General features: G+C 64.3%; 17 protein-coding genes. 7 read left to right on the forward strand and 10 right to left on the reverse strand.

The features are described from left to right. Nucleotides 1-8: 8 nt before the first annotated feature. From ABEH27_RS10005 to ABEH27_RS10025, 5 genes are all read right to left on the reverse strand, one after another. Nucleotides 9-926, reverse strand: coding sequence for an ABC transporter permease (locus ABEH27_RS10005; protein WP_346613424.1), 918 nt, complete (start codon nucleotides 924-926; stop codon nucleotides 9-11). Nucleotides 927-950: 24 nt separating this feature from the next. Next, entirely contained in the window at nucleotides 951-2,561 is a 1,611-nt protein-coding gene (locus tag ABEH27_RS10010; RefSeq protein WP_346613425.1) for an ABC transporter substrate-binding protein, read from the reverse strand. A gap of 45 nt (nucleotides 2,562-2,606) precedes the next feature. Continuing rightward, nucleotides 2,607-3,644, reverse strand: coding sequence for an ABC transporter permease (locus ABEH27_RS10015; protein WP_346613426.1), 1,038 nt, complete (start codon nucleotides 3,642-3,644; stop codon nucleotides 2,607-2,609). Nucleotides 3,645-3,710: 66 nt separating this feature from the next. Beyond that, nucleotides 3,711-5,321 carry an ABC transporter substrate-binding protein gene (locus ABEH27_RS10020; protein ID WP_346613427.1) on the reverse strand — a complete coding sequence of 537 codons (1,611 nt, stop codon included), beginning with the start codon at nucleotides 5,319-5,321 and terminating at the stop codon, nucleotides 3,711-3,713. A 69-nt stretch (nucleotides 5,322-5,390) separates the two neighbouring features. Beyond that, nucleotides 5,391-6,545, reverse strand: coding sequence for a mandelate racemase family protein (locus ABEH27_RS10025; protein WP_346613428.1), 1,155 nt, complete (start codon nucleotides 6,543-6,545; stop codon nucleotides 5,391-5,393). A gap of 358 nt (nucleotides 6,546-6,903) precedes the next feature. Here ABEH27_RS10025 and ABEH27_RS10030 point away from each other — a divergent pair, with 358 nt between their 5' ends. The 6 genes from ABEH27_RS10030 to ABEH27_RS10055 all read left to right on the forward strand — a co-directional run bounded on the left by ABEH27_RS10030 (nucleotide 6,904) and on the right by ABEH27_RS10055 (nucleotide 15,000). Next, entirely contained in the window at nucleotides 6,904-7,629 is a 726-nt protein-coding gene (locus ABEH27_RS10030; protein WP_346613429.1) for an oligogalacturonate-specific porin KdgM family protein, read from the forward strand. 78 nt (nucleotides 7,630-7,707) lie between these two features. Next, nucleotides 7,708-8,526, forward strand: a complete 819-nt coding sequence (locus ABEH27_RS10035; RefSeq protein WP_346613430.1) for an NAD(P)-dependent oxidoreductase — start codon at nucleotides 7,708-7,710, stop codon at nucleotides 8,524-8,526. Between the two features lie 144 nt (nucleotides 8,527-8,670). Further along, nucleotides 8,671-11,208, forward strand: coding sequence for an HWE histidine kinase domain-containing protein (locus ABEH27_RS10040; protein WP_346613431.1), 2,538 nt, complete (start codon nucleotides 8,671-8,673; stop codon nucleotides 11,206-11,208). Between the two features lie 196 nt (nucleotides 11,209-11,404). Then, nucleotides 11,405-12,778, forward strand: a complete 1,374-nt coding sequence (locus tag ABEH27_RS10045) for an APC family permease (protein WP_346613432.1) — start codon at nucleotides 11,405-11,407, stop codon at nucleotides 12,776-12,778. 134 nt (nucleotides 12,779-12,912) lie between these two features. Continuing rightward, nucleotides 12,913-14,205 (forward strand): MFS transporter, encoded by a 1,293-nt coding sequence (locus ABEH27_RS10050; protein ID WP_346613433.1) that lies wholly within the window; start codon nucleotides 12,913-12,915, stop codon nucleotides 14,203-14,205. A 24-nt stretch (nucleotides 14,206-14,229) separates the two neighbouring features. Beyond that, nucleotides 14,230-15,000 carry a substrate-binding domain-containing protein gene (locus ABEH27_RS10055; protein ID WP_346613434.1) on the forward strand — a complete coding sequence of 257 codons (771 nt, stop codon included), beginning with the start codon at nucleotides 14,230-14,232 and terminating at the stop codon, nucleotides 14,998-15,000. A 133-nt stretch (nucleotides 15,001-15,133) separates the two neighbouring features. Here the strand turns inward: ABEH27_RS10055 and ABEH27_RS10060 are convergent, their stop codons facing one another. Next, a complete protein-coding gene (locus ABEH27_RS10060; protein WP_346613435.1) occupies nucleotides 15,134-16,036 on the reverse strand; it encodes a LysR family transcriptional regulator in 903 nt (300 codons plus the stop codon). A gap of 99 nt (nucleotides 16,037-16,135) precedes the next feature. On the opposite strand from ABEH27_RS10060, the gene ABEH27_RS10065 reads away from it, so the two are divergent. Continuing rightward, nucleotides 16,136-17,323 carry an MFS transporter gene (locus ABEH27_RS10065; RefSeq protein ID WP_346613436.1) on the forward strand — a complete coding sequence of 396 codons (1,188 nt, stop codon included), beginning with the start codon at nucleotides 16,136-16,138 and terminating at the stop codon, nucleotides 17,321-17,323. A gap of 136 nt (nucleotides 17,324-17,459) precedes the next feature. On the opposite strand, the gene ABEH27_RS10070 is transcribed toward ABEH27_RS10065, so the two are convergent. The 4 genes from ABEH27_RS10070 to ABEH27_RS10085 form a co-directional block, all read right to left on the reverse strand. After that, nucleotides 17,460-18,458 (reverse strand): D-glycerate dehydrogenase, encoded by a 999-nt coding sequence (locus ABEH27_RS10070; protein ID WP_346613437.1) that lies wholly within the window; start codon nucleotides 18,456-18,458, stop codon nucleotides 17,460-17,462. Nucleotides 18,459-18,468: 10 nt separating this feature from the next. After that, nucleotides 18,469-19,761 (reverse strand): MFS transporter, encoded by a 1,293-nt coding sequence (locus ABEH27_RS10075; RefSeq protein WP_346613438.1) that lies wholly within the window; start codon nucleotides 19,759-19,761, stop codon nucleotides 18,469-18,471. A 63-nt stretch (nucleotides 19,762-19,824) separates the two neighbouring features. Further along, nucleotides 19,825-20,775 carry a sugar kinase gene (locus ABEH27_RS10080; protein WP_346613439.1) on the reverse strand — a complete coding sequence of 317 codons (951 nt, stop codon included), beginning with the start codon at nucleotides 20,773-20,775 and terminating at the stop codon, nucleotides 19,825-19,827. Next, nucleotides 20,768-21,556: an AP endonuclease gene (locus ABEH27_RS10085; protein WP_346613440.1), complete on the reverse strand. Its 789-nt coding sequence runs from the start codon at nucleotides 21,554-21,556 to the stop codon at nucleotides 20,768-20,770. The genes ABEH27_RS10080 and ABEH27_RS10085 overlap by 8 nt, the downstream gene beginning before the upstream one ends. Between the last annotated feature and the right edge of the window lie 8 nt (nucleotides 21,557-21,564).

Here is a 21,564-nt window from a genome sequence, read left to right on the forward strand (position 1 = left end):
ACCTCCAGTTATTCGCTACGTGGATCGAGAATGTCCCGCAGGCCATCGCCCAGCAGGTTGAACGCCAGGCTCACCAGCATGATGGCCGCACCCGGCACGGCGACCAGCCACCAGCATTCGAGCATGTAGCGCCGGCCGGTGGAGATCATCGCGCCCCATTCCGGCAGCGGCGCCTGCGCGCCCAGGCCGAGAAAGCCCAAGGCCGCGGCGGTGAGGATGATGCCGGCCATGTTCATCGTCAGGCGGATGATCACCGACGACAGGCACATCGGCACGATGTGGCGCAGGATGATCCGTGTCGACGAGGCGCCCTGCAGCTCGACCGCCACGACGAAGTCGGCCTTGCGCAGCGACAGCGTTTCGGCCCGCGCCAGGCGTGCGATCGGTGGCCATGAAGTCAGTGCAATGGCCACTACCGCATGCTCGAGGCCAGGGCCCAGTGCGGCGATGAACGCCAGCGCCAGGACCAGGCTGGGGAACGAGATGAAGATGTCGGTGATGCGCATGAACACGCTGTCGACAAGGCCACCGTAGTAGCCGGACACCGTGCCGATGAACAACCCGATCGGGCCGACGATGACGGTCACCAGGGTAATGATGTAGAGGGTGATGCGTGAGCCATGGACCAGCCGGCTGAAGATGTCGCGGCCGTATTCATCGGTGCCGAACCAATGCGCGGCACCGGGTGCCTGCAAGGCGTTGGCAAGGTTTTGCACGACCGGGTCGTGGGTGGCGATCCACGGCGCAAAGGCGGCTACCACCACCAGCAGCAAGGCCACCAGCAGGCCGGCCAGGGTCATGGGGTTGCGCAACAGGTGGCGCAGCACCCGTAGGCTGCTTTTGTACAGTGCATCGACGCTTGAAGCAGGCGACCGGTCGGCCTGCGGCTTGGCGCTTGAACCGGTAGAAGAAATGTTGGCAATCATCGGCATGCTCTCGAAGTGAAAGGTTCAACGTTGCTTGTAGACGCCCAGGTAGCGGGTCGCTTCGGCGTCATCACCGGTAAAACCGCGGACATCCCGTGCGCTGACGGCGGTGTCGGTCATCTGCGAGATCATCATGATCGGCCCGGCCTGTTCGTCGTAGCGCTGCTGCGCCTGGTGGTACAGGTTCAGCCGCGCGGCTGCGTCGCGCTCGACCCCGGCCCGGTCGATCAGCGCGTTGAGCTGCTGGTCGAAGAACGACGCCCGCCAGCCCTGGAAGTTAGGCAGGCCGGCGTTGTCGCTGTTGTCCGGGTTGTAGGCAAAGGTGCGCAGGCTGAAGTACGGGTGCGGGTAACGCTCGGCGCCGCGGGCCACGATCATCTCGAAGTTGCGCGCGCGCATGGCGCCATACACCTGGTTGCCGGTGCCGGTGACGATGTTGGCGGTGATGCCGCCTTCGGCCAGGGTGGCCTGCATGCGCGCGGCAATGTCGATGAATGGCGGCTCGGACAGCGTGCGAATGGTGGTGCTGAAACCGTGCGGGTAACCGGCTTCGCTCAGCAGCGCCTTGGCCTTGGCCACGTCGAGCTTGTAGCCTGGGTCTGGCAGGCGGGCCTGCAGGCCCAGTTGCATCGGCTGCTGGTTGAGCACGCCGTAATGCGGCATTACCTGCTGGTCGATGCCCTGGTAGTCGATCAGGTTGCGCACCGCCTCGCGTACCTTGCGGTTGGCGAACTCGGGCTGCTTCATGCTCATTGCCACGTAATACAGGGTGCCGCGTTGCAGCGGCTGCACCTGCAGCGTGGCGGCGTTCTCGATGGCCTTGATGTCGGGCGCGGCCATGCCGTACGCCAGGTCGAGGTCACCGCGCTCGAGCATCAGGCGCAATGATTGCGACTCGGTCATGTGCCGCACCAGCACCCGTTTCATCCTCGCCGGCCCACCCCAATAGCCATCGAAACGGGTCATCACCAAGGTGTCGTTGGCGGTCCATTTGGCCAATGTGAAAGGCCCGCTGCCGGCTTCGTTGGTGACCAGCCAGGCAGCCCCGAGGTCGCCGTTCTTCTCGTGCTTCAACACCGCCAGGCGGTCGACCACCACCGCGCTGGGCGAAGTGGCCAGCGAGTCGATCAGCAGCAGTGGGTCTGCCGGTTGCGGCAAGTCCAGCACCAGGGTGTGCGCGTCAGTGGCGCGGATCAGCCCCTGGATGTTCTCGGAGGTGTACCCGTAGGCCTTCCAGGTGGTGGCCAGGCCATAGTTGAGTTTCATCACGCGGTACAGCGACCAGGCGACGTCTTCTGCCGTCAGCGGGTTACCGGAGTGAAACGTGACATCGCTGCGCAAGTGAAAGGTGACCTGCCGGCCGTCGTCGCTGATTTCCCAGCGCTCGGCCAGTTGCGGCAGGTGTTGCTCCGGGTTGCCCTGGTCGCGCTTGACCAGTGTGTCGTAGAGGTTGGCATTGACCCCGGAGGCGTCCAGCCCTGGGGCGTTTGCCGGGTCGATGGAAAACAGGTTGACCATGCTCATGCCGACGATCAGCTGGTCGGCAGGGGTCTTGGCCTGCACCGCGGCCATCGGCGCCAGCGCCAAGGCGACAGCCAGCAGGTGCAGGTGCAGTGGGTAACGTAGTGTCTTCATTGAGCGTCCTTCTTTTTATAGTTGTTCACGCCAACCCCGCAGGGCTCAGCGGGTCCGTGGGTCGAACACCTTGTACAGGGCATCGCTGATCAGGTTGAGGGCGACGAAGATCAGGCCGATCACCAGCACGCAGCCCATCACCGCGTTCATGTCGCCGAGCATCAGGCTGCTGGTGAGGTACTGGCCGAAGCCGGGCCAGGCGAACACGGTTTCGATCAACACCGCACCTTCGAGCAGTGAGCCGTAGGCCAGGGCCACCACCGTCAGCAGTTGCACGAGGATGTTGCGAAACGCATGGCCCCAGACCACCTGGCGCCGCGACAGGCCCTTGACCCGCGCGGTGATGATGTACTCCTGGGACAACTGCTCGAGCATGAAGCTGCGGGTCATGCGGCTGATATAGGCCACCGAGTTCAGGCCGAGAATCAGCCCAGGCAGAATGATGTGGCGCACGGCGCTGCTGAAGGCTTCCCAGTCACCGGCCAGGGCCGTGTCGATCAGCAGCAGGCCGGTGACGTCTGGCACCATGCCGTCGTAGGCCAGGTCGATGCGCCCTGCCCCGCCCGCCCAGCCGAGCCAGGCGTAGAACACCAGCAGGCCCATCATGCCCACCCAGAAAATCGGTGTGGAATAGCCGAACAGGGTAATGACCCGCGCCACATGGTCGCCCACCCGGCCCTGGTTGCTGGCCGCGACCACGCCCAGCGGCAAGCCGATGAGGATGCCGAACAGGATCGCCAGCGTGGCCAGTTCGATGGTCGCCGGGAACACGCGCCGGATGTCTTCGAGCACCGGGTGGCCGGTGAGCAGCGCGTTGCCGAAATCACCGTGCAGCAAGTCGCTCAGGTAAAGCCCGAACTGGGCCCAGATCGGCTGGTCCAGGCCCATGGCCCGGTACACCTGGTCGTAGGTGGAGCTGTCGGCGTCCGGCCCGACCACGGCCAGCACCGGGTCCAGCGGCATCACCCGGCCAATGAAAAAGGTCAGCGCCAGCAGGCCGAGCAAGGTCACCAGCACCGTGCTGGCGCGGCGGGCAGTGGCGGACACACGGGTGCCCATCACAGAGGCAGTCGAAAGCAACATTACAGGCTCCTGAAAAAACGTTCAGCAAACACCGTGGCGTGCGGGGCGCGCACGCCCCTGGCCCGCTCATCGCGACTTGTAGACGTCTTTGTAACGGGTGGTGGCCGCGCTGTGGGCCTGATAGTTCTGCACATCGTGGTAAAGCACCACGGTGTCGGTCATCTGCGAGATCGGCAAGATCGCCCCCACCTGCGCATCCAGGGTTTGCTGGATCTGCTGGTACTGGGCTTGCTGGCGGGTCTTGTCGGGCTCGACTTCGGCCTGTTCGATCAGGCTGTTCAGCTCCGGGCTGTAGAACGAGGTGCGCCAGCCCTGGAAGTTGCTCAGCTTGGCTTCATCGCGGTTGTCGGGGTTGTACACCAGGGTGCGCAGGCTGGAATGCGGGTGGCGTTCGGCGCCGCCACCGCCACGCCCGACCAGGATGTCGAAGCTGCGTTCACGCATGGCGCCGTAAATCTGGTTGCCGGTGCCGGTCACGATGGTGGCCTGGATGCCGGCTTGGGCCAGGGTCGCCTGCAGGCTGGAGGCGATGTTGATGAACGGCGGCTCGGTGAGCACGCGGATGGTGGTTTTGAAGCCGTCGGGGTAACCCGCGTCGGCCAGCAGCTTTTTCGCCTCGGCCACGTTCAGCCTGTAGCCCGGGTCATCCAGGCGCGCCGGCAAGCCCAGCGGCAGCGGGCGCTGGTTGAGCTGGCCGTAGTGCGGCATGACGGTCTGGTCGATGCCTTGATAATCGATCAGCGACCGGACGGCCTGGCGCACGCGGGCGTCGTCGTAAGGCTTGTTCTTGACGCTCAGCGCCACGTAGTAGAGGGTGCCGCGCTGTACCGTCTGGGTACGCACCCGGTCGGACTTTTCCAGCGCCTCGATGTCGGGCGCGGACATGCCCTTGGCCAGGTCCAGGTCGCCGCGCTCGACCATCAGGCGCAACGACTGCGACTCGGTCATGTTGCGCATGACCACCCGCTTGAGCTTGGCCGGGCCGCCCCAGTAGCCATCGAAGCGGCTCATCAGGATCACGTCGTTGGCGCGCCAGGCATTGAGGATGTAAGGGCCACTGCCGGCCGCGTGGGTGGTCAGCCAGGCGCCGCCCATGTCATTGCCCCTCTGGTGTTGCTGAACCACCTTACGGTCGAGGATGAAGGCGCTTGGCGAGGTCGCCAGGGTGTTGAGCACCAGCATCGGGTCGGTCGGGCGCGGCAGTTCGACCACGAAGGTGTGTTCATCGACCGCGCGCATGTGCTGGTCGACGTTGCCGGCAGTGAACCCGTAAGCCTTCCAGGTCGAAGCCAGGGCCAGGTTGAGCTTGAGCACGCGCTGCAGCGACCAGGCGACGTCCTCGGCGCTCAACGCGTTGCCGGACTGGAACTTGACGCCCTGGCGCAGGTTGAACGTAAGGGTCTTGCGGTCATCGCTGACCTGCCAGCGCTCGGCCAGCGCCGGGACCAGTTGGTCGGGGTTGTTCGCATCCTGCACCAGCAGCATGTCATAGAGGTTGGCGTTGACCTCGGACACGTCCAGCCCGGTGGCAGCGGCCGGGTCGAGCGACAGCAGGTTGATCATGCTCATGCCGACGATCAACTGGTCGGCAGGTGTTTTGGCCAAAACAGCAGGCACTGAGGTCATCGCCAGCGACGCCGCCAGGACCCCCGCCCAGAATTTGGGGAGAACGCTCATGTGAGATTGCCTTTTTATAGTTATTGGACTCTCGGGCGGCACGCTGTGGCGCGTGCCGCCATGCACGCATCAGAAGCTGCGCAGCGTGTTGGTTTCGACGTAGTCGAAGTCGATTTCCTCGCCCAGGCCCGGCAGGTCGGACAGGTGCACGAAGCCGTCTTCGTCCATCGGGTCGACCAGGCGCTTGAGGTAGGCCGGCACCTCGTCGTAGTTGAGGAAGGGGTGCAGCAGGCCGCGTTCGTACCAGCTGCAGTTCTTGATCGCACCCACCACCGCCAGGTTGGCCGCGCCGTTGCCATGGATCTCGCAATCCATGCCGAATGACTCGGCCATGTGCGCCACCTTCAGGCACGGTGCGATGCCACCCACGCCAGCGACGCCGGCCCGCAGGATGTCACAGACATCGTGCTTCACCCAGCTGGCCCGGCTCAGGTGCTTGCCACCCAGGCTTTCCGGGCCCAGCACCGGGATGTCCAGCTGGCCGGCCAACCAGGCGTAGGATTCTGCAGAGTCCTCCATCATCGGCTCCTCGAACCAGGCGAAGTCGAGCTTCTCCAGGGCGCGGCCGATGGTCAGAGCCTCGGTGCGGCTGTACCAGTGGTAGCCGTCGATCATCAGTGCGATGTCCGGGCCTACGGCTTCACGTACCGCGGCGCATGCCTTGATATCCATGCTTACGCTGGGGGCAAACGAGACCGGTGGCATCCAGGTGTGCAACTTGATGGCCTTGTAGCCGCGCTTGACCAGGGCCTCGGCAAAGCGGCCGTACTCTTCAGGGGTCGACAGCCCGCCGGCAAGCTCATCACCACACATGGTCGAGCCATAGGCAGGCACCTTGTCGCGGTAGCCGCCAATCAGCTTGTGTACCGGCAGGTTCAGCTTGCGCCCGGCCCAGTCCCACAGCGCTTGCTCGACCAGCGCCAGGGCGCGGTCGGTCAACTGGCTGGCGCTGCCGCGCTGCCAGTGCGCCAGGTCGTGCCAGATCTTTTCGCGGTCGAAGGCGTTGGCGCCCACCAGCACTTTGCGCACAAAACCGTCGAGCACATACGGGCGGATCAATTCAGGGGCGCCCAGGGCATACCCTTCGCTGCCGCATTCGGTGCGGATGCGCAGCAAGGCCATCTGGGCCTGGGTCACGTCGCCTGGGTGGGCATGGCCTGCGCTGTCGACGGCGCGGCGGGTGGGGTAGGAAAAAACCTGGACGTTTACGGCGGTGATGATCATGGACGTCTGAGCCTTCTTATTGGATTTGTGGCGGGTGAGTCACGCTCTGGCAGCGATCCTACGTCATCATACAACTTTTGGAAAGCACCCCTCGAAAACTTTCAGAAGGTGCCAGATCGGTTCACATTTTTGCCCGTACCCTGCCCTCCACGTATAGACAACACGGTCTATACAGCTCTAGAACTGTGCTCAAAAGCTGCCCTGCAAGGTCGTCCGACAACATTTGAATAAATCGTAGACAACCCTGAGGTCGTACGATAACTTACGCAAAAATTGCCTTGGAGCCCTGCCCTCGACCAACCCGCCACTGACGCCTCACCTCATAACGACCTCGACAAAAACAACAAAAGAAGATCGCATGAACACCACACTCCGCCTGCTCGTTGCTGTCAGTACCCTCGGCCTGTCGTTCCATGCCTGCGCAGACTCGGCCAGCATCAACTACCGCCACGGCTACACCGAAGACGACAGCATCCACTCCGACCGGATCAAGCTCAGTTACAGGAAGGACAGCGGCCTGGGTTTCGCCGCCGAGATCAAATACAAGACCGCTGGCGATCGCGAAGACGTCGCCTACGACAACATGGTCAACAACGGTCACGAGTTCACCATCGACTACAACTACAAGCTCAGCGCCCAATCGACCCTGACGCCCGCGTTCCAGATGGACAGCTCCAAGGACTCCACCACCTACAAGTTCGGCCTCAAGTACAGCTACAAGGTCTCCGACACCTGGTACGTCGCCGGCCGCGTGCGCCAGGATGCACGCAGCCTGGACCGCGACCAGGTCGACCATGACTGGCCCGACCGTGCCAAGGACAACCAGAACACCACACGCCTTGAAGGCTGGCTGGGCTACACGCCCAAAGGCCCCTGGGCGTTCGAGTACCAGTACATCCACTTCCAGACCGACTACATCCGCTACGACAACAAGAAGAGCGACTACGAACAGAACCTGATCATCAAGTACAAGCTCGACAAGCAGTGGGCGCCGTTCATGGAGGTGGGGGACATCAAGGTCAATTCCTACACCGACGACCGCCAGGCCCGCTGGCGTGTGGGGATCCAGTACAACTTTCTGTAAACCCTGGCCCGGGCAGTCAGCGGATTGCCCCACGGCAGCACCACGTCATTTACCAACCCTCGACAACAGGCGCCCGCCATGACCACATCCTTGAGCAAACCCTTCAATCGCATCCTGCTGACCGGCGCCGCCGGCGGCCTTGGGCTGATCCTGCGCGAAGCCTTGCAAACCCATGCACAGGTGGTGCGCGCCTCGGACATCAGCGCCATGGCGCCTGCGGCCGGCGCGCATGAAGAAGTGATCAGTTGCAACCTTGCCGACAAGGCCGCAGTCCTGGCGCTGGCCCAGGACGTGGATGCGATCGTGCACATGGGCGGGATCTCCACCGAACGGGCCTTCGAGGAAATTCTCGACGCCAACGTCCGCGGTACCTTTCATGTCTATGAGGCTGCGCGCAAACACGGCATCAAGCGGGTGGTGTTCGCCAGTTCCAACCATGTCACCGGCTTCTATACGCAGGACCAGCAGCTGGATGCACACACCCCGCGCCGCCCGGACTGCTACTACGGGCTGTCCAAGTCGTATGGCGAAGACCTCGCGACCTTCTACTACCACCGCTATGGCATCGAAACCGTAAGCCTGCGCATCGGCTCGTCATTCCCCGAACCACGCAACCTGCGCATGTTGTCGACCTGGCTGAGCTACCCCGACCTCGTGCACCTGCTGGAGCGTGCGCTGCTCGCAGAAAACGTCGGCCACACCGTGGTGTATGGCGTTTCGGCCAACCGCGAGCTGTGGTGGGACAACCGCTACGCCGCGCACCTGGGCTTCAACCCGCAAGACAGCGCCGAGCGTTTTCGCCCGCAGATGGAACAACTGCCCAAGCCCGCTGCTGATGACCCCAACGCACGTTTGCAAGGTGGCGCATTTACGGCGGCCGGGCCCTTTGACGACTGAGCCTTGCGCGCGGCGTTCCGACGTGGATGACGAAGATTATCGAGCCAGCTAGACTCCGAGGCAGAATGTGACTGTGAACATATCGTTTGCCTGAAATTCGCCGGTCATGCAGGCAGCCGGTCTTCGATCAACCGGCAGGTACCCATGACTTTGCAACCCCACGTCAACTTGACCAACTGTGACCGTGAGCCGATCCAGATCCCCGGCAGCATCCAGCCGCACGGCTGCCTGCTGGCCTGTAACGCCTCGGCAACCCTGGTATTGCGCCATTCGGCGAATGCCCCGGGCATGCTGGGCGTGACGGGAGGCATAAACGGGCAATGCCTTGAAGCGATCATCGGTACCGAAGCGGCGCACACCCTGCGCAACTCCCTGGCCCGCGTCAAAGAAGGCTCGCGCCCGGCGTTGTCGTTCGGTGTGGTAAGCGCTTGCGGCCAAGCGTTCGATGTGGCTGCACATGTGTTCAAAGGCACCGCCATCATCGAGTTCGAGCCCTGCGGTTCGAGCATCGCCGAGCCGATTGAGCTGGTGCGCACGGTGATCGCCCAGTTGCGTGAGATTGACCGCAGCGAAAAGCTGATTGCCGATACTGCCCGGCGTGTGCGCGCCCTGCTCGGCTATGACCGGGTGATGATTTATCAGCTTGGCGCGGACGGTGCCGGCAAGGTCGTTGCCGAAGCCAAGCGCAGCGGCCTTGAGAGTTTTCTTGGGCAGTACTTCCCGGCCTCGGACATCCCCCAGCAGGCACGCGCGCTGTACCTGCGCAACCCGGTGCGGATCATCTCCGATGCCAAGTTCAAGACCGTCCCCATCGAGCCTGTACTGGACCTGTCTGGCGAGCCCCTCGACCTGTCCTACGCCCACCTGCGCAGCGTTTCGCCGATCCACTGCGAATACCTGACCAACATGGGTGTGGGCGCTTCCATGTCGATTTCGGTGATCGTCGACGGCGCACTGTGGGGGCTGATCGCCTGTCACCACTACGCGCCGCGTATCCTGAGCATGGGCCAACGGGTGGCCGCAGAAATGTTCGGTGAATTCTTCTCGCTGCAGATCCAGACCCTGCAGGCCAGGCAAACCCTCGAGGCCGCCGCGCATGCCCGGCGGGTGCTCGACAACCTGCTGCACGACGCCCACCGCACGCCCGATATCGACGAGCTGCTGCGCGCCCGCCTGCCAGACTTCGAAGCCTTGATCCCCTGCGACGGCATCGGCATGGTGCTGGAAGGGCAATGGACCGCCGCCGGGCTGACCCCGCCCAGGCACGCCATTCCCGGGTTACTGCGCTTTGCCGAGGGTGTCGCGCAAGGCTGCACCTGGGCATCTAATTGCCTGTCCATGGCCCACCCCGCAGCCGACGCTTATGCCACCGAGGTGTCCGGGGTGCTGATCATTCCGATGTCGCAGCAGCCCAAAGACTACCTTGTGCTGTTCCGCAAAGAGGTGATCGAGACCCTCGATTGGGCCGGCGACCCGAACAAGACCTATGAAAGCGGCCCGCTGGGTGAGCGCCTGACGCCACGCAAGAGCTTCGCCGTGTGGAAGCAGACGGTGCACCACCACTCGCTGCCCTGGTCGGCGCAGGACCGCCAGTTTGGCGAGGCCATTCGCGCAGCGATCGTCGAAGTCGCGCTGCACAACAGCGAACTGCTGGCCGAGGAACGTTCCCGGTCGGACGTGCGCCAGCGCATGCTCAACGAAGAGCTCAACCACCGGGTAAAGAACATTCTGTCGCTGATCGGTGCGCTGGTGGCGCACCCCACAGCGGAAAACCAGACCCTCAGCGGCTACGTGGCCACCCTGAAGGGGCGCATCCAGGCGCTGGCACTGGCACACGACCAGGTGGTGCGCGGTGACGGTGGCGGGCGTTTCTCGGCGCTGCTCGAGGCGGAGCTTTCGCCTTACCGCACCGCAGCCGATGCGCTCGAGTTGCGCGGCCCCAACCTGCTGCTCGATGCCCGTGCTTTCTCCGTACTGGCGCTGGTACTGCACGAGCTGGCCACCAACGCCGCCAAGTACGGCGCGCTGTCGCGGGCAGGCGGCAAGCTTTCGGTCACCTGGGCGATCGATGCTGGCGGCGCCTGCGACATCACCTGGTGCGAGAGCGACGGGCCAACCGTGCGCCCGCCCACGCGCAGCGGCTTCGGCTCGGTACTGATCGACCGCAGCATCCCATTCGACCTAGGCGGCACCAGCGCGCTGGAATACCGGCCCGAGGGCCTGCTGGGGCGCTTCAGAATTCCCGCCAGGCACCTGACCTTGTTGGAGGATGTCGACACCGAGGTGCCTGCAACGGCGCCGGCTCAGCCGCAGGTAGACTGCGCACGGCTGGCCAACGCCTGCGTGCTGATCCTCGAAGACCAGCTGGTGATCGCCGTGGGCCTGGAGCAGATCCTGGCCGATGCGCAGGTCGAGGATGTCATCACTGCAAGTTCCGAAACCGAGGCCATGAATGTGCTCGCCGGCCGAAAACCGGACGTGGCGGTGCTGGATATCAACCTTGGTGCGGGCACTTCGATTGGCGTGGCCGAAGCGCTCACGCAGCTCAACATTCCGTTCCTGTTCGCCACCGGCTATGGCGACAGCGTGATCATCCCCGCGCATCTGAAGCATGTGCCTGTGGTACGCAAGCCTTACGACGCTGCTTCGATCCTGCAGAACCTGGAAACGCTGTTGACCTGAAGGGGTAGCTCAGCCTGTAGGCGCAACCAGATCGGCACCCAGGTAGCTCCCCCCAAAGGGTGATTTCGGGGGGGACGCGAGTGTGGGAGCATTCCCCCAGCCCCACCCCCTAGCTCTGCCCCTGATCAAACGCCACCCACAGTATCGAGCCCGCTCGCATATTGCGGCGTCCTGCATCCAAAACCAGGAGTCAGCAATGCATACAACAACAACTACAGCCCATCCACCCCACCCTGCGTCGCAACCCGATTCCGCCGGCCGCTTCAGAAAATCCATGGGCATGACTGCGCTGGTGCTGTTCGGCCTCGCCTACATGGTCCCGCTCGCTGTTTTCACCACCTACGGGCTGGTCACGCAGATGACCAAGGGGCACTTGCCCACCGCCTACCTGCTGACCCTCGCCGCCATGCTGCTGACCGCCTACAGCTACGGCCGCATGGTCCAGGCCCACCCCTACTCCGGCTCGGTCTACACCTACACGCGCAAGGCGTTCGGCAGCCATTTCGGCTTCATCGCCGGCTGGACGTTGCTGCTCGACTACATCTTCCTGCCGCTGCTCAGCTACCTGCTGATCGGTATCTACATGTCCGAGTACTTTCCGGCAGTGCACGCCTGGGTATGGGTGCTGGGGTCCATTGCCCTGGTCACCTTCCTCAACCTGATCGGCATCGAGTCGATCACCCGGGTCAACTGGATACTCGTGGTGGCCCAGCTGGTGTTCATCGTCGTCTTCGTTGCCCTGTCGGTGCGTAACCTGGCCGGGCAGGCCGAGCCGGTCTCGCTGCTGGCGCCGTTCCACCACGAGGGCTTCAGCGTGCCGTTGATCATGACCGGTGCAGCGGTGCTGTGCTTGTCGTTCCTGGGCTTCGACGCGGTGTCGACCATGGCCGAAGAAACCAGCAACCCGACCACACGCATCCCCCAGGCAATCATGGCGGTGTCGGTAATCGGCGGCCTGCTGTTCCTGCTGGTGTCGTACTTCGCGCAGATGGTCTTCCCGGAATGGGCCACGTTCGCCGACCCGGACTCGGCCTCGGTGGATGTCATGCGCCGGGTGGGTGGCGAGCTGCTGGTCACAGGCTTCACCGCCACCTACGTGGCCGGGTGTTTCGCCTCGGCCATGGTGTCCCAGGCCAGCGTGTCGCGGGTGCTGTTCGCCATGGGCCGTGACGGCGCCCTGCCCCGGGTGTTCGGCCAGCTGGCGACCCGCAAGCGCGTGCCGGCCACGGCGATCATGCTGGTCAGCACGCTGTCGCTGGTCGCCCTGTTCATCACCCTCGACACCGTGGCCCACATGATCAGCTTCGGTGCGCTGTTCGCCTTCTCGGCCGTCAACCTGGCGGTGGTCAAGCATTATCTGGTCGACAGCAAGCTGCGGGGTTCGCGCAATTACCTGCTGTATGGCGGCATACCGGCCCTGGGCTTTCTCAGCACGCTGTGGCTATGGAGCAGCCTGTCGAGCATGTCGTTCACCATCGGCCTGTGCTGGATGGCCGCAGGCTTCCTGTGCCTGCTGGGGCTGACCCGCGCGTTCCGGGTAAAACTGCCGGAGCTGCAGATGGCGGATTGATCCAACCTGCACATCAATCAATGCGAACAATGCAATTCTCATATCAATCACCCTGCCGCACCATGCTCCGCCAATAAGAACCGTGCGCCGTCTCCCGCCGGCGCACGTCACAAAAGCGGTATGGAGTACAGGCAATGACAGCAGCAACCTCCTCCGGCGGTTCCCGGGCCGGTGCAATCTTCCGGGTCACCTCGGGCAATTTCCTCGAACAGTTCGACTTCTTCCTTTTCGGTTTCTACGCCACGCAGATCGCGGCGGTGTTCTTCCCTGCCAGCAGTGAATTCGCATCCTTGATGATGACCTTCGCCGTGTTCGGCGCGGGCTTTCTGATGCGCCCGCTGGGTGCCGTGGTGCTGGGTGCCTACATCGACGAAGTGGGCCGGCGCAAAGGCCTGATCGTTACCCTGTCGATCATGGCCAGCGGCACGATATTGATCGTGCTGGTGCCCGGTTACGAAAGCATCGGCCTGCTCGCGCCGGCGCTGGTGCTGGTCGGCCGGCTGCTGCAAGGCTTCTCGGCGGGCGCAGAACTGGGCGGCGTTTCGGTGTACCTGGCGGAAATCGCCACGCCCGGCAACAAAGGCTTCTTCACCAGTTGGCAGTCTGCCAGCCAGCAGGTGGCGATCATCGTTGCGGCGGCGCTGGGCTTTGGCCTGAACCAGTGGATGGCCCCGGCGATGATCGCTGACTGGGGCTGGCGCATTCCGTTCTTCGTCGGCTGCCTGATCGTGCCGTTCATTTTCTTCCTGCGCCGCAACCTGGCGGAGTCCGAGGAGTACGCCGCACGCAAGCATCGCCCAGGCATGGCTGAAGTGTTCCGCACCCTGCTGCAACACTGGACGACAGTGCTCGCCGGCATGCTCATGGTGGCGCTGACCACCACGGCGTTCTACCTGATTACCGTGTATGCGCCCACCTTCGGCAAGACCGTGCTGCACCTGAGCACCTCCGATGCGCTGCTGGTGACCTTGCTGGTGGGCGTCTCCAACTTCCTCTGGCTGCCGCTGGGCGGCGCGCTGTCCGACCGCATCGGGCGCCGCCCGGTGCTGATCGCCATGACCCTGCTGACCTTGGCCACGGCTTACCCGGCGCTGGACTACCTGGTCAACGCACCCAGCTTCCTGCACATGCTGCTGGTGCTGCTGTGGCTGTCGTTCATCTACGGCCTGTACAACGGCGCGATGATCCCGGCGCTGACCGAAATCATGCCGGTCGAAGTGCGCGTTGCCGGCTTCTCGCTGGCATACAGCCTGGCCACGGCCGTATTCGGTGGCTTCACCCCGGCGATTTCGACCTTCCTTATCCAGTACACCGCCGACAAGGCAGCGCCAGGTTACTGGATGAGTTTCGCGGCGCTCTGCGCGCTGGGTGCGACGCTGTTCCTCTATCGCCGCGCCAGCGGGCGCCTGCAACCGGCGATGTCTTGAACCTTACTGCCCGAGAACACAACGATGCGTAAATTACTGCAATCCATCGCCTTGCTGGCCAGCGCCGGCCTGGCCACCGCCGCCCAGGCAGAACAACTGCAGGTGATGACCTCCGGCGGCTTCACGGCGGCGTACCAGCTGCTGGGCCCGAAATTCGCTGCAGCCAGCGGCAATACCCTGGAAACGAGCCTCGGGCCGTCGATGGGCAAGGCGCCGGAAGCCATCCCCAACCGCCTTGCCCGCGGCGAAAAGGCCGACGTTGTCATCATGGTCGGCTACGCACTCGATGAGCTGATCAAGCAAGGCAAGGTCGACCCGGCTTCTCGGGTGGAGCTGGCCGATTCGCGGATCGGCATGGTGGTGCGCGCTGGCGCGCCGAAGCCGGATATCGGTTCGGTGGAGGCGCTGAAGCAGACCCTGCTGGCGGCCAACTCGGTGGCCTATTCGGACAGTGCCAGTGGTGTGTACGTCGAAAATCAGCTGTTCAAGCGCCTGGGCATCGAAGATCAGCTCAAGCCCAAAGCCACGATGGTGCCGAAAATCCCGGTAGGCTCGGTGGTTGCCAAGGGTGATTACCAGGTGGGTATGCAACAGGTGAGCGAGCTGCTGCCGGTGCCCGGCGTGAGCTTTGTCGGCAAGTTGCCCGAGGCGGTACAGTCGGTGACGCGCTTCGCTGCCGGCATCCCGATCAATGCGCAGCACCCGCGCCAGGCCAAGGCACTGCTCGACTACCTGGCCTCGCCAGGCGCGCAGCGGGACGTGCAGGCCACCGGGCTGGACTCGGTGAGGCGGTGATGAGGGTTTTCCTCGCTAGAGGAATGAGGTGCAGCTGAGATCGAGCGCCGCCCGCGCGGCGCTTCGCGAAGTGCTTGGCTTGGGATCTTCAGCGCCCATGAGATCGAGCGCCAGAAATGCCATGCCAAGCCCCCTAGCCGCCCCCCATCTTCATCTGCACCACCAGGCGCTCCAGCGCCAACGCCGCCGGGGTCAGCGTACGGCCCCGGCGCTTGATCAGGCCAACGCTGCGCATGACCACCGGGTCGGTCAACGGTACCCGGGTGAGGATCGGGTGGTCCGCCGCCGGCATCGCCATCAACGGCACGGCGGCAACGCCCAGGCCGGCTTCCACCAGGCCGATCATGGTCGTCACGTGGCGGGTTTCGCAGATGCTCTGGCGCTGCGGCACGATGCCACTGAGCGCCTGGTCGAGCAGGAAGCGGTTGCCCGAGGTCTTGCCCAACGAGATGTAGTCCTGCTGGTAGAACGCTTCCCAGCTGACGCTGCTGCGCCCCGCCAGCGGGTGGTCGCGCCGGCACGCCACCACGTAGCTCTCCTGCACCAACGGCTCGAACTCCACGTCGGCTTCCAGGGTGCCCATGAAACTCACGCCGAAATCCGCCTCGCCATCCACCACCGCGCTCAGCACGTCGTGGGCGCTGGAGTCCAGCACCTTGACCTTGATGCGCGGGTACTGCTGGTGGTAATGGGCGATCACCTGGGGCATGAAGTAATACGCCGCTGACGGCACGCAGGCGACCGTCACCTGGCCAAGGCGCGTCGAGGCCACTTCGCTGATGCCCAGCAGCGCGTTGTCCAGGTCGTCCAGCAAACGCTCGACGCTGGGCATGAAACCCCGCCCGGCCTGGGTCAGGCTGACCTTGCGCGTGGTGCGCTCGAACAGCCGCACACCCAGCGCATCTTCAAGCTTTTCGATGCGCCGGCTCAGCGCCGGCTGCGAGATGCGCACGGCGTCCGCGGCCTTGCTGAAACTGCCTTGGTCGACCACCGCACGGAAGGCTTGCAAGTCGTTGAGGTCGAAATTGATGGCCATGGCGCGCACTCGGACAGGCGGATTGATTCAGCCATTTTATGAGTACAGCGAATTAATGCAAAATGTAACGAGCAAATAACGATTCAGCTAAGGATTCAGATGTCTGTTCAGGAATTACCGCCGCTCACCCGCTCCAAAGGCGATATCGGCAAGATGGAAGCGGCCATGGCGTTGGGCAGTTTTGCCATCGGCACCGGCGAGTTCGCGATCATGGGGCTGATGCCCGACATCGCCAGCAACCTGCAGTTGAGCGAACCCCAGGTGGGCCACGCCATCAGTGCCTACGCGCTGGGCGTGGTGGTCGGTGCACCGGCGCTGGCGATTCTCGGCGCCAAGCTGCTGCGCAAGCACATGCTGCTGCTGTTGATGGCGCTGTACGCGGTTGGCAACCTGGCCACCGCCTTTGCCCCGTCGTTCACCAGCATGGTCGCCTTCCGCTTCATCAGCGGCCTGCCCCATGGCGCGTACTTCGGCATTGCCGCCGTGGTGGCGTCGAGCATGGTGCCGACCAATCAACGGGCGGGGGCCGTTGCGAGGGTGATGATGGGCCTGACCCTGGCCATGTTGCTGGGCAACCCGGTGGCAACCTTCCTTGGCCAGTTTTTCGGCTGGCGCTCGGCATTCATCCTGGTGGGTGTGATCGCGCTGTGCACCATCGCACTGGTGTGGCGCTACGTGCCCCAGCCGCACGATGAGCCGCGCAGCGACCCGCGCAAGGAGCTGCAAGCGTTCACTCTGCCCCAGGTGTGGATGGCGCTGGCGATTGCCTCGATCGGCTTTGCCGGCATGTTCTGTGTGTTCAGCTACCTGGCACCGACCATGCTGCAGGTGACGAAGGTATCGCCGGAGTGGATTCCGTTCGGCCTGGCCGCGTTCGGTGCCGGTGGCATCATTGGCAACATCGCCGGCGGCAAACTGTTCGACCGCCTGCAGTTCCGCGCGGTGGGCATCGTGTTGCTGTGGTCGGCCGCCGTGCTGCTGTTCTTCACCTTCGCCGCGCACTCGCTGTGGACGATTCTGCTGGGCATCGGCCTGGTCGGCACCATGATCGCCCTGGCAGCGCCGCTGCAGATCCGCCTGATGGACATCGCCCACGAGGCGCCAAGCCTGGCCGCAGCCTCCAACCACGCTGCCTTCAACCTGGCCAATGCCCTTGGCCCCTGGTTTGGCGGCATGGCGATCAGTGCCGGGTTGGGCTGGACCAGCACCGGCTACATCGGCGCCGCTACTGCGCTGGCCGGCCTGGGTATCTACCTGGTGGCACGGCGCATGAAGGGTGGTCACTAGTCAGATGACGTTATTGGGGCCGCTTCGCAGCCCATCGCCGGCAAGCCAGCTCCTACAGAGGCCGCGCAGTGCTTGGGGTTTGCGCTGTGGTTGTGGGAGCTGGCTTGCCGGCGATGGGCCGCAGCGCGGCCCCAATTCAAGCTTTGTTTGCCCCGGTGGCCGCTTTCCAGGCTGCTTCATTCACCAGGTTCACCGGCCGCTCACCCGCCAGCGCACTCAGCAGGTTCTCCACCGCACAACGCGCCATCGCCTCGCGTGTCTCGTGGGTTGCCGAGCCGATATGCGGCGTCGCCACCACATTATCGAACTGCAACAGCGGCGAGGCGGTTGATAACGGCTCCTGCACGAACACATCCAGCCCGGCGGCGCGAATGCGCTTTTCCCGCAACGCTTCGATGAGCGCCGGCTCGTCCACCACTCGCCCGCGCGCGATGTTGATCAGAATCGCCTCGGGCTTCATCAGCGCCAGCTCGCGCCCGCCGATCAAGCCCTCGGTGCTGGCACTCAATGGCACCGTCAAACAGACGAAGTCCGCTTCGCGGAGCAGCGCATCGAGGTCGCAATAACGCGCGCCATAACGCGCGTCCACCTCAGGCTTGGGCCGCGAGCTGTGGTAGAGCACGCGCATGCCGAACCCGGCGGCGCCACGCCGGGCCAAGGCTTCGCCAATGCGCCCCATGCCGACGATGCCCAAGGTCTTGCCATGCACATCCGTGCCAAAGTGCGCCGGCCCCAGGTTGGCCTGCCAGTGGCCGTCACGCACCCAGCCGGCCAGCTCCACCACGCGCCGGGCGCTGGCCAGGATCAAGGCGAAGCCGGTGTCTGCAGTGGTTTCGGTGAGCACGTCGGGCGTGTTGGTGAGCATCACACCGCGGCGCGTCAGCTCGGCGATGTCGTAGTTGTCCACCCCTACCGATACGCTGGACACCACCTGCAACTGCGGCGCCAGGTCCAGCAGGCTGCTGTCCAGCCTCAGGCTGGCACCCAGCAGGCCATGGGCGCCGGGCAAGGCGTCGCGCAGCCGCGCCAGGCCGTCTGTGCCGGTGGTATCCACCCAGGTCACCTCGGCCTGCTGCTGCAGGCGCGCGAGCAATGCTTCGGGCAGGCGCTTGTAAAGGACGATTCGCTTTTTCATGGTCGGTTTCCTATTGGCTGATTGCCAGGCGCTGGCCACGGGGCTTGGCCTGGCCAGAAGTCTGTGTTGTTTTCAGCGCGGCCGTGAGCACCACTGCGGTCAGCAGTGCCCCGGACATGAACAGGTACGAGGCCCCCGGGCCACCGGTCGCACCGTTGAGATAACCCACCAGCCACGAGCCCCCGAACGAGCCGAGCGCGCCCATGCTGTTGATCAACGCCATGGCGCCACCAGCCACGTTGCTGGGCAGGATCTCCGGCACGATGGCGAAGAATGGGCCATAGGGCGCATACATGCACGCCCCGGCCACCACCAGCAGCGCATAGGACGCCCAGAAGTGCTCGGTGCCCAGGGCGTAGGAGCCATAGAACGCCAGCGCAGCCACCAGCAGTGGCGGCCAGACGAAGCGTTTGCGCTTCTGCAGGCGGTCCGAGGCCCAGGACACCCCAACCATTGCCAGCACCGCCGCCATGTAAGGCACCGACGCCAACCAGCCGGCCTCGACGATATCGACGTTGGCCGCCTGTTTGAGAATCGACGGCAGCCACAGCACGAAGCCGTACACGCCGATGCTCCAGCAGAAGTACTGCAGCGACAGCACGATGACCTGCGGCGAGCGGAATGCCTCGCGGTAGTTCTTGACCGGCTTGATGCCTTGCTGCTCAGCCGCCAAGGCCGCTTGCAGCGCGGCTTTTTCCTGCTCGCTCAGCCAGTCGACCTGTGCCGGGCGGTCAGCCACCAGGCGCCACCAGATGAACGCCCAGAGCACCGCCGGCAAGCCCTCGATGATGAACATCCAGCGCCAGTCGAAATGCTTGATCAGGTAACCCGAAACCACCGACATCCACAGGATGGTTACCGGGTTGCCGAGCATCAGGAAGGTATTGGCGCGCGAGCGCTCGGCACGGGTGAACCAGTGGCACAGGTACACCAGCATCGCCGGCATCACCGCCGCCTCGACCACGCCGAGCAGGAAGCGGATGCCGATCAGCAGGTAGACGTTGCTGATCATTCCGGTCAAGGTCGCCAGGCTGCCCCAGAGGATCAGGCTAACGAAGATCAGTTTCTTCACGCTGCGTTTTTCGGCGTAGATTGCGCCGGGCACCTGGAAGAAGAAGTAGCCGAGGAAGAACAGCGCACCCAGCAAGGACGACAGCACGGGGGTGATGTTCAGGTCGTCGGCCATGCCGGAGGCTGCGGCAAAGCCATAGTTGGCGCGGTCCAGGTAGGCCAGGCTGTAGGTGATGAAGACGATCGGGATGATGTACCACCAACGGCGTGGGGCCAGGCTTGTCGATTGCATGATGCGTGCTCCTGAGCTTGTTGTTTTTGTCGCAGCAGGGCCGGCGTACCGGCGATCAAAGTTTCAGGCACTCTTGGCTAACGCGTATGCCTCCAGCTCGTGGCGCAACGGTAAACCTTCCATGTCGCCGCGTGATTGCACGGCGCGGCTGCCGCACCAGTTGCCACGCGCCACCGCTTCGGCCAGCGGGCGGCCTTCGAGCAACCCGCTGACCACGCCGACGGCGAAGGCATCGCCGGCACCGACTGTGTCCACTACCTTGGCCACCGGCACCGGGGCCACACACCCCTCGCACTGGGCGTTACGGTAGTAGGCACCCTCGCCGCCCAGCTTGATCACCACCTGCTCCACACCGCGGTCGAGGTAGAACGCGGCGATGTCGGCCGGTGCTTGCAGGCCGGTCAGCAAGCGGCCTTCTTCAAGCCCCGGCAGCAGCCAGTGCGCCTTGACTGCCAGTGCGTTGACTTCACGCACCATGCTCGTACGGTCGGGCCACAGCGACGGGCGCAGGTTGGGGTCGAAGGAAATACTGCGGCCCTCGGCGCGCATGCGCTCCACCAGCTCATGGGCCAGCGACCTGCAGCCGGCCGACAGCGCCAGCGGGATACCCGTAGCGTGCAGGTGGCGGGCCTGCAGCAACCCCGGGCTGAACAATGCGGGGGAAAGGTGGCTGGCAGCGGAGTTGCGACGAAAATACTCGACCACCGGGTCACTGCCATCGTCGCAGCGGCCCTTGAGCTGGAAGCCTGTCGGGTGGCTGGCATCGACCTCGACATGGCTGCAATCCAGCCCTTCCTGGCGCAGGCTGTCGAGCACGAAGCGGCCCAGCGAGTCGTCGCCCACCCGGCTCAGCCAACGCACCCGAAACCCCAAGCGGGCCAGGCCGATGGCCACGTTGCTGTCGGCGCCGGCAATACGCTTGCTGAACTGGCCGACGCTGGCCAGGTCACCCACCTGCTCGGCAACGAACATGGCCATGGTTTCGCCAAAACACAGCACGTCATGCTCAGGCATGGCTCACCTCCTCGCCCAGGCCGATGCGCGCCAGGTTGTTGACCTGGGCGCGGGTCAGTGCCAGCAGGTCGGCGCCGGCCAGCGGGTATTCCACGGCGCGTACCAGCCCCGGGGTGAATTCATCGAACAGCGTTTCCCAGGCCACCAGGTCGGCAGCCTGCGGCACAACAGCGACCAGGCGGCCACTGGCCTCACGCTGCACGGCCTTGCAATGCACGTAACGCACCCAGCGACCGAGCTGCTGCGCAGCGTGTAACGCAGATTCCCCCTGCCATTGCCAGTTGCCGATGTCGAAGGTCATGCCAAGTGGCAATGCCAGCGCTTCGCTGCGCTGGAAGAATTGCAGCAGCGGCTCGATGCGCCCGCCTTGCGGCGTCTGGTCGTTCTCTACCAGCAATACGGGGGCACCGTCGTGCAGCAGCGCCTGCAAGGCCGTCAGGTCGAGCTGTGGGTGGTAATGCCCCAGGGACACCTTCAGCGCCACCGCGCCGAACGCCCGTGCCAACGCCAGCTTGGCAGGCAGGCGTGGGTCGAGCAGGCCGTCGGGCGTCCACAGTTCCAGTGGCGAGGAGTACAGGCACTCCAGGCCCAGCGCGTGGCTGGCCGCAGACAGCACCGCGGCGTCCGGGGCGTCCGGGGCGTCGTCGAACAGCTCTTCGCGCCATTCGACACGGGTTACGCCAGCAGCGGCCAGCAGTTCAAGAAAGCTCTCCTGGCCTTGCTGCCGAACCAGGTCGGCACCGTAGCTGGAAAGGCTGATGGAAACGGGGTTCGCGTGCATTGTTTTTG

The sequence above is a fragment of the Pseudomonas sp. P39-UII1 genome (assembly GCF_039672635.1).
Lineage (GTDB): Bacteria > Pseudomonadota > Gammaproteobacteria > Pseudomonadales > Pseudomonadaceae > Aquipseudomonas.

Bases quoted from the DNA above. Each gene is read 5' to 3' on its own strand.
- ABEH27_RS10005 (WP_346613424.1), bottom strand. From the start codon at position 926: ATGATTGCCAACATTTCTTCTACCGGTTCAAGCGCCAAGCCGCAGGCC.
- ABEH27_RS10010 (WP_346613425.1), bottom strand. From the start codon at position 2,561: ATGAAGACACTACGTTACCCACTGCACCTGCACCTGCTGGCTGTCGCC.
- ABEH27_RS10015 (WP_346613426.1), bottom strand. From the start codon at position 3,644: ATGTTGCTTTCGACTGCCTCTGTGATGGGCACCCGTGTGTCCGCCACT.
- ABEH27_RS10020 (WP_346613427.1), bottom strand. From the start codon at position 5,321: ATGAGCGTTCTCCCCAAATTCTGGGCGGGGGTCCTGGCGGCGTCGCTG.
- ABEH27_RS10025 (WP_346613428.1), bottom strand. From the start codon at position 6,545: ATGATCATCACCGCCGTAAACGTCCAGGTTTTTTCCTACCCCACCCGC.
- ABEH27_RS10030 (WP_346613429.1), top strand. From the start codon at position 6,904: ATGAACACCACACTCCGCCTGCTCGTTGCTGTCAGTACCCTCGGCCTG.
- ABEH27_RS10035 (WP_346613430.1), top strand. From the start codon at position 7,708: ATGACCACATCCTTGAGCAAACCCTTCAATCGCATCCTGCTGACCGGC.
- ABEH27_RS10040 (WP_346613431.1), top strand. From the start codon at position 8,671: ATGACTTTGCAACCCCACGTCAACTTGACCAACTGTGACCGTGAGCCG.
- ABEH27_RS10045 (WP_346613432.1), top strand. From the start codon at position 11,405: ATGCATACAACAACAACTACAGCCCATCCACCCCACCCTGCGTCGCAA.
- ABEH27_RS10050 (WP_346613433.1), top strand. From the start codon at position 12,913: ATGACAGCAGCAACCTCCTCCGGCGGTTCCCGGGCCGGTGCAATCTTC.
- ABEH27_RS10055 (WP_346613434.1), top strand. From the start codon at position 14,230: ATGCGTAAATTACTGCAATCCATCGCCTTGCTGGCCAGCGCCGGCCTG.
- ABEH27_RS10060 (WP_346613435.1), bottom strand. From the start codon at position 16,036: ATGGCCATCAATTTCGACCTCAACGACTTGCAAGCCTTCCGTGCGGTG.
- ABEH27_RS10065 (WP_346613436.1), top strand. From the start codon at position 16,136: ATGTCTGTTCAGGAATTACCGCCGCTCACCCGCTCCAAAGGCGATATC.
- ABEH27_RS10070 (WP_346613437.1), bottom strand. From the start codon at position 18,458: ATGAAAAAGCGAATCGTCCTTTACAAGCGCCTGCCCGAAGCATTGCTC.
- ABEH27_RS10075 (WP_346613438.1), bottom strand. From the start codon at position 19,761: ATGCAATCGACAAGCCTGGCCCCACGCCGTTGGTGGTACATCATCCCG.
- ABEH27_RS10080 (WP_346613439.1), bottom strand. From the start codon at position 20,775: ATGCCTGAGCATGACGTGCTGTGTTTTGGCGAAACCATGGCCATGTTC.
- ABEH27_RS10085 (WP_346613440.1), bottom strand. From the start codon at position 21,556: ATGCACGCGAACCCCGTTTCCATCAGCCTTTCCAGCTACGGTGCCGAC.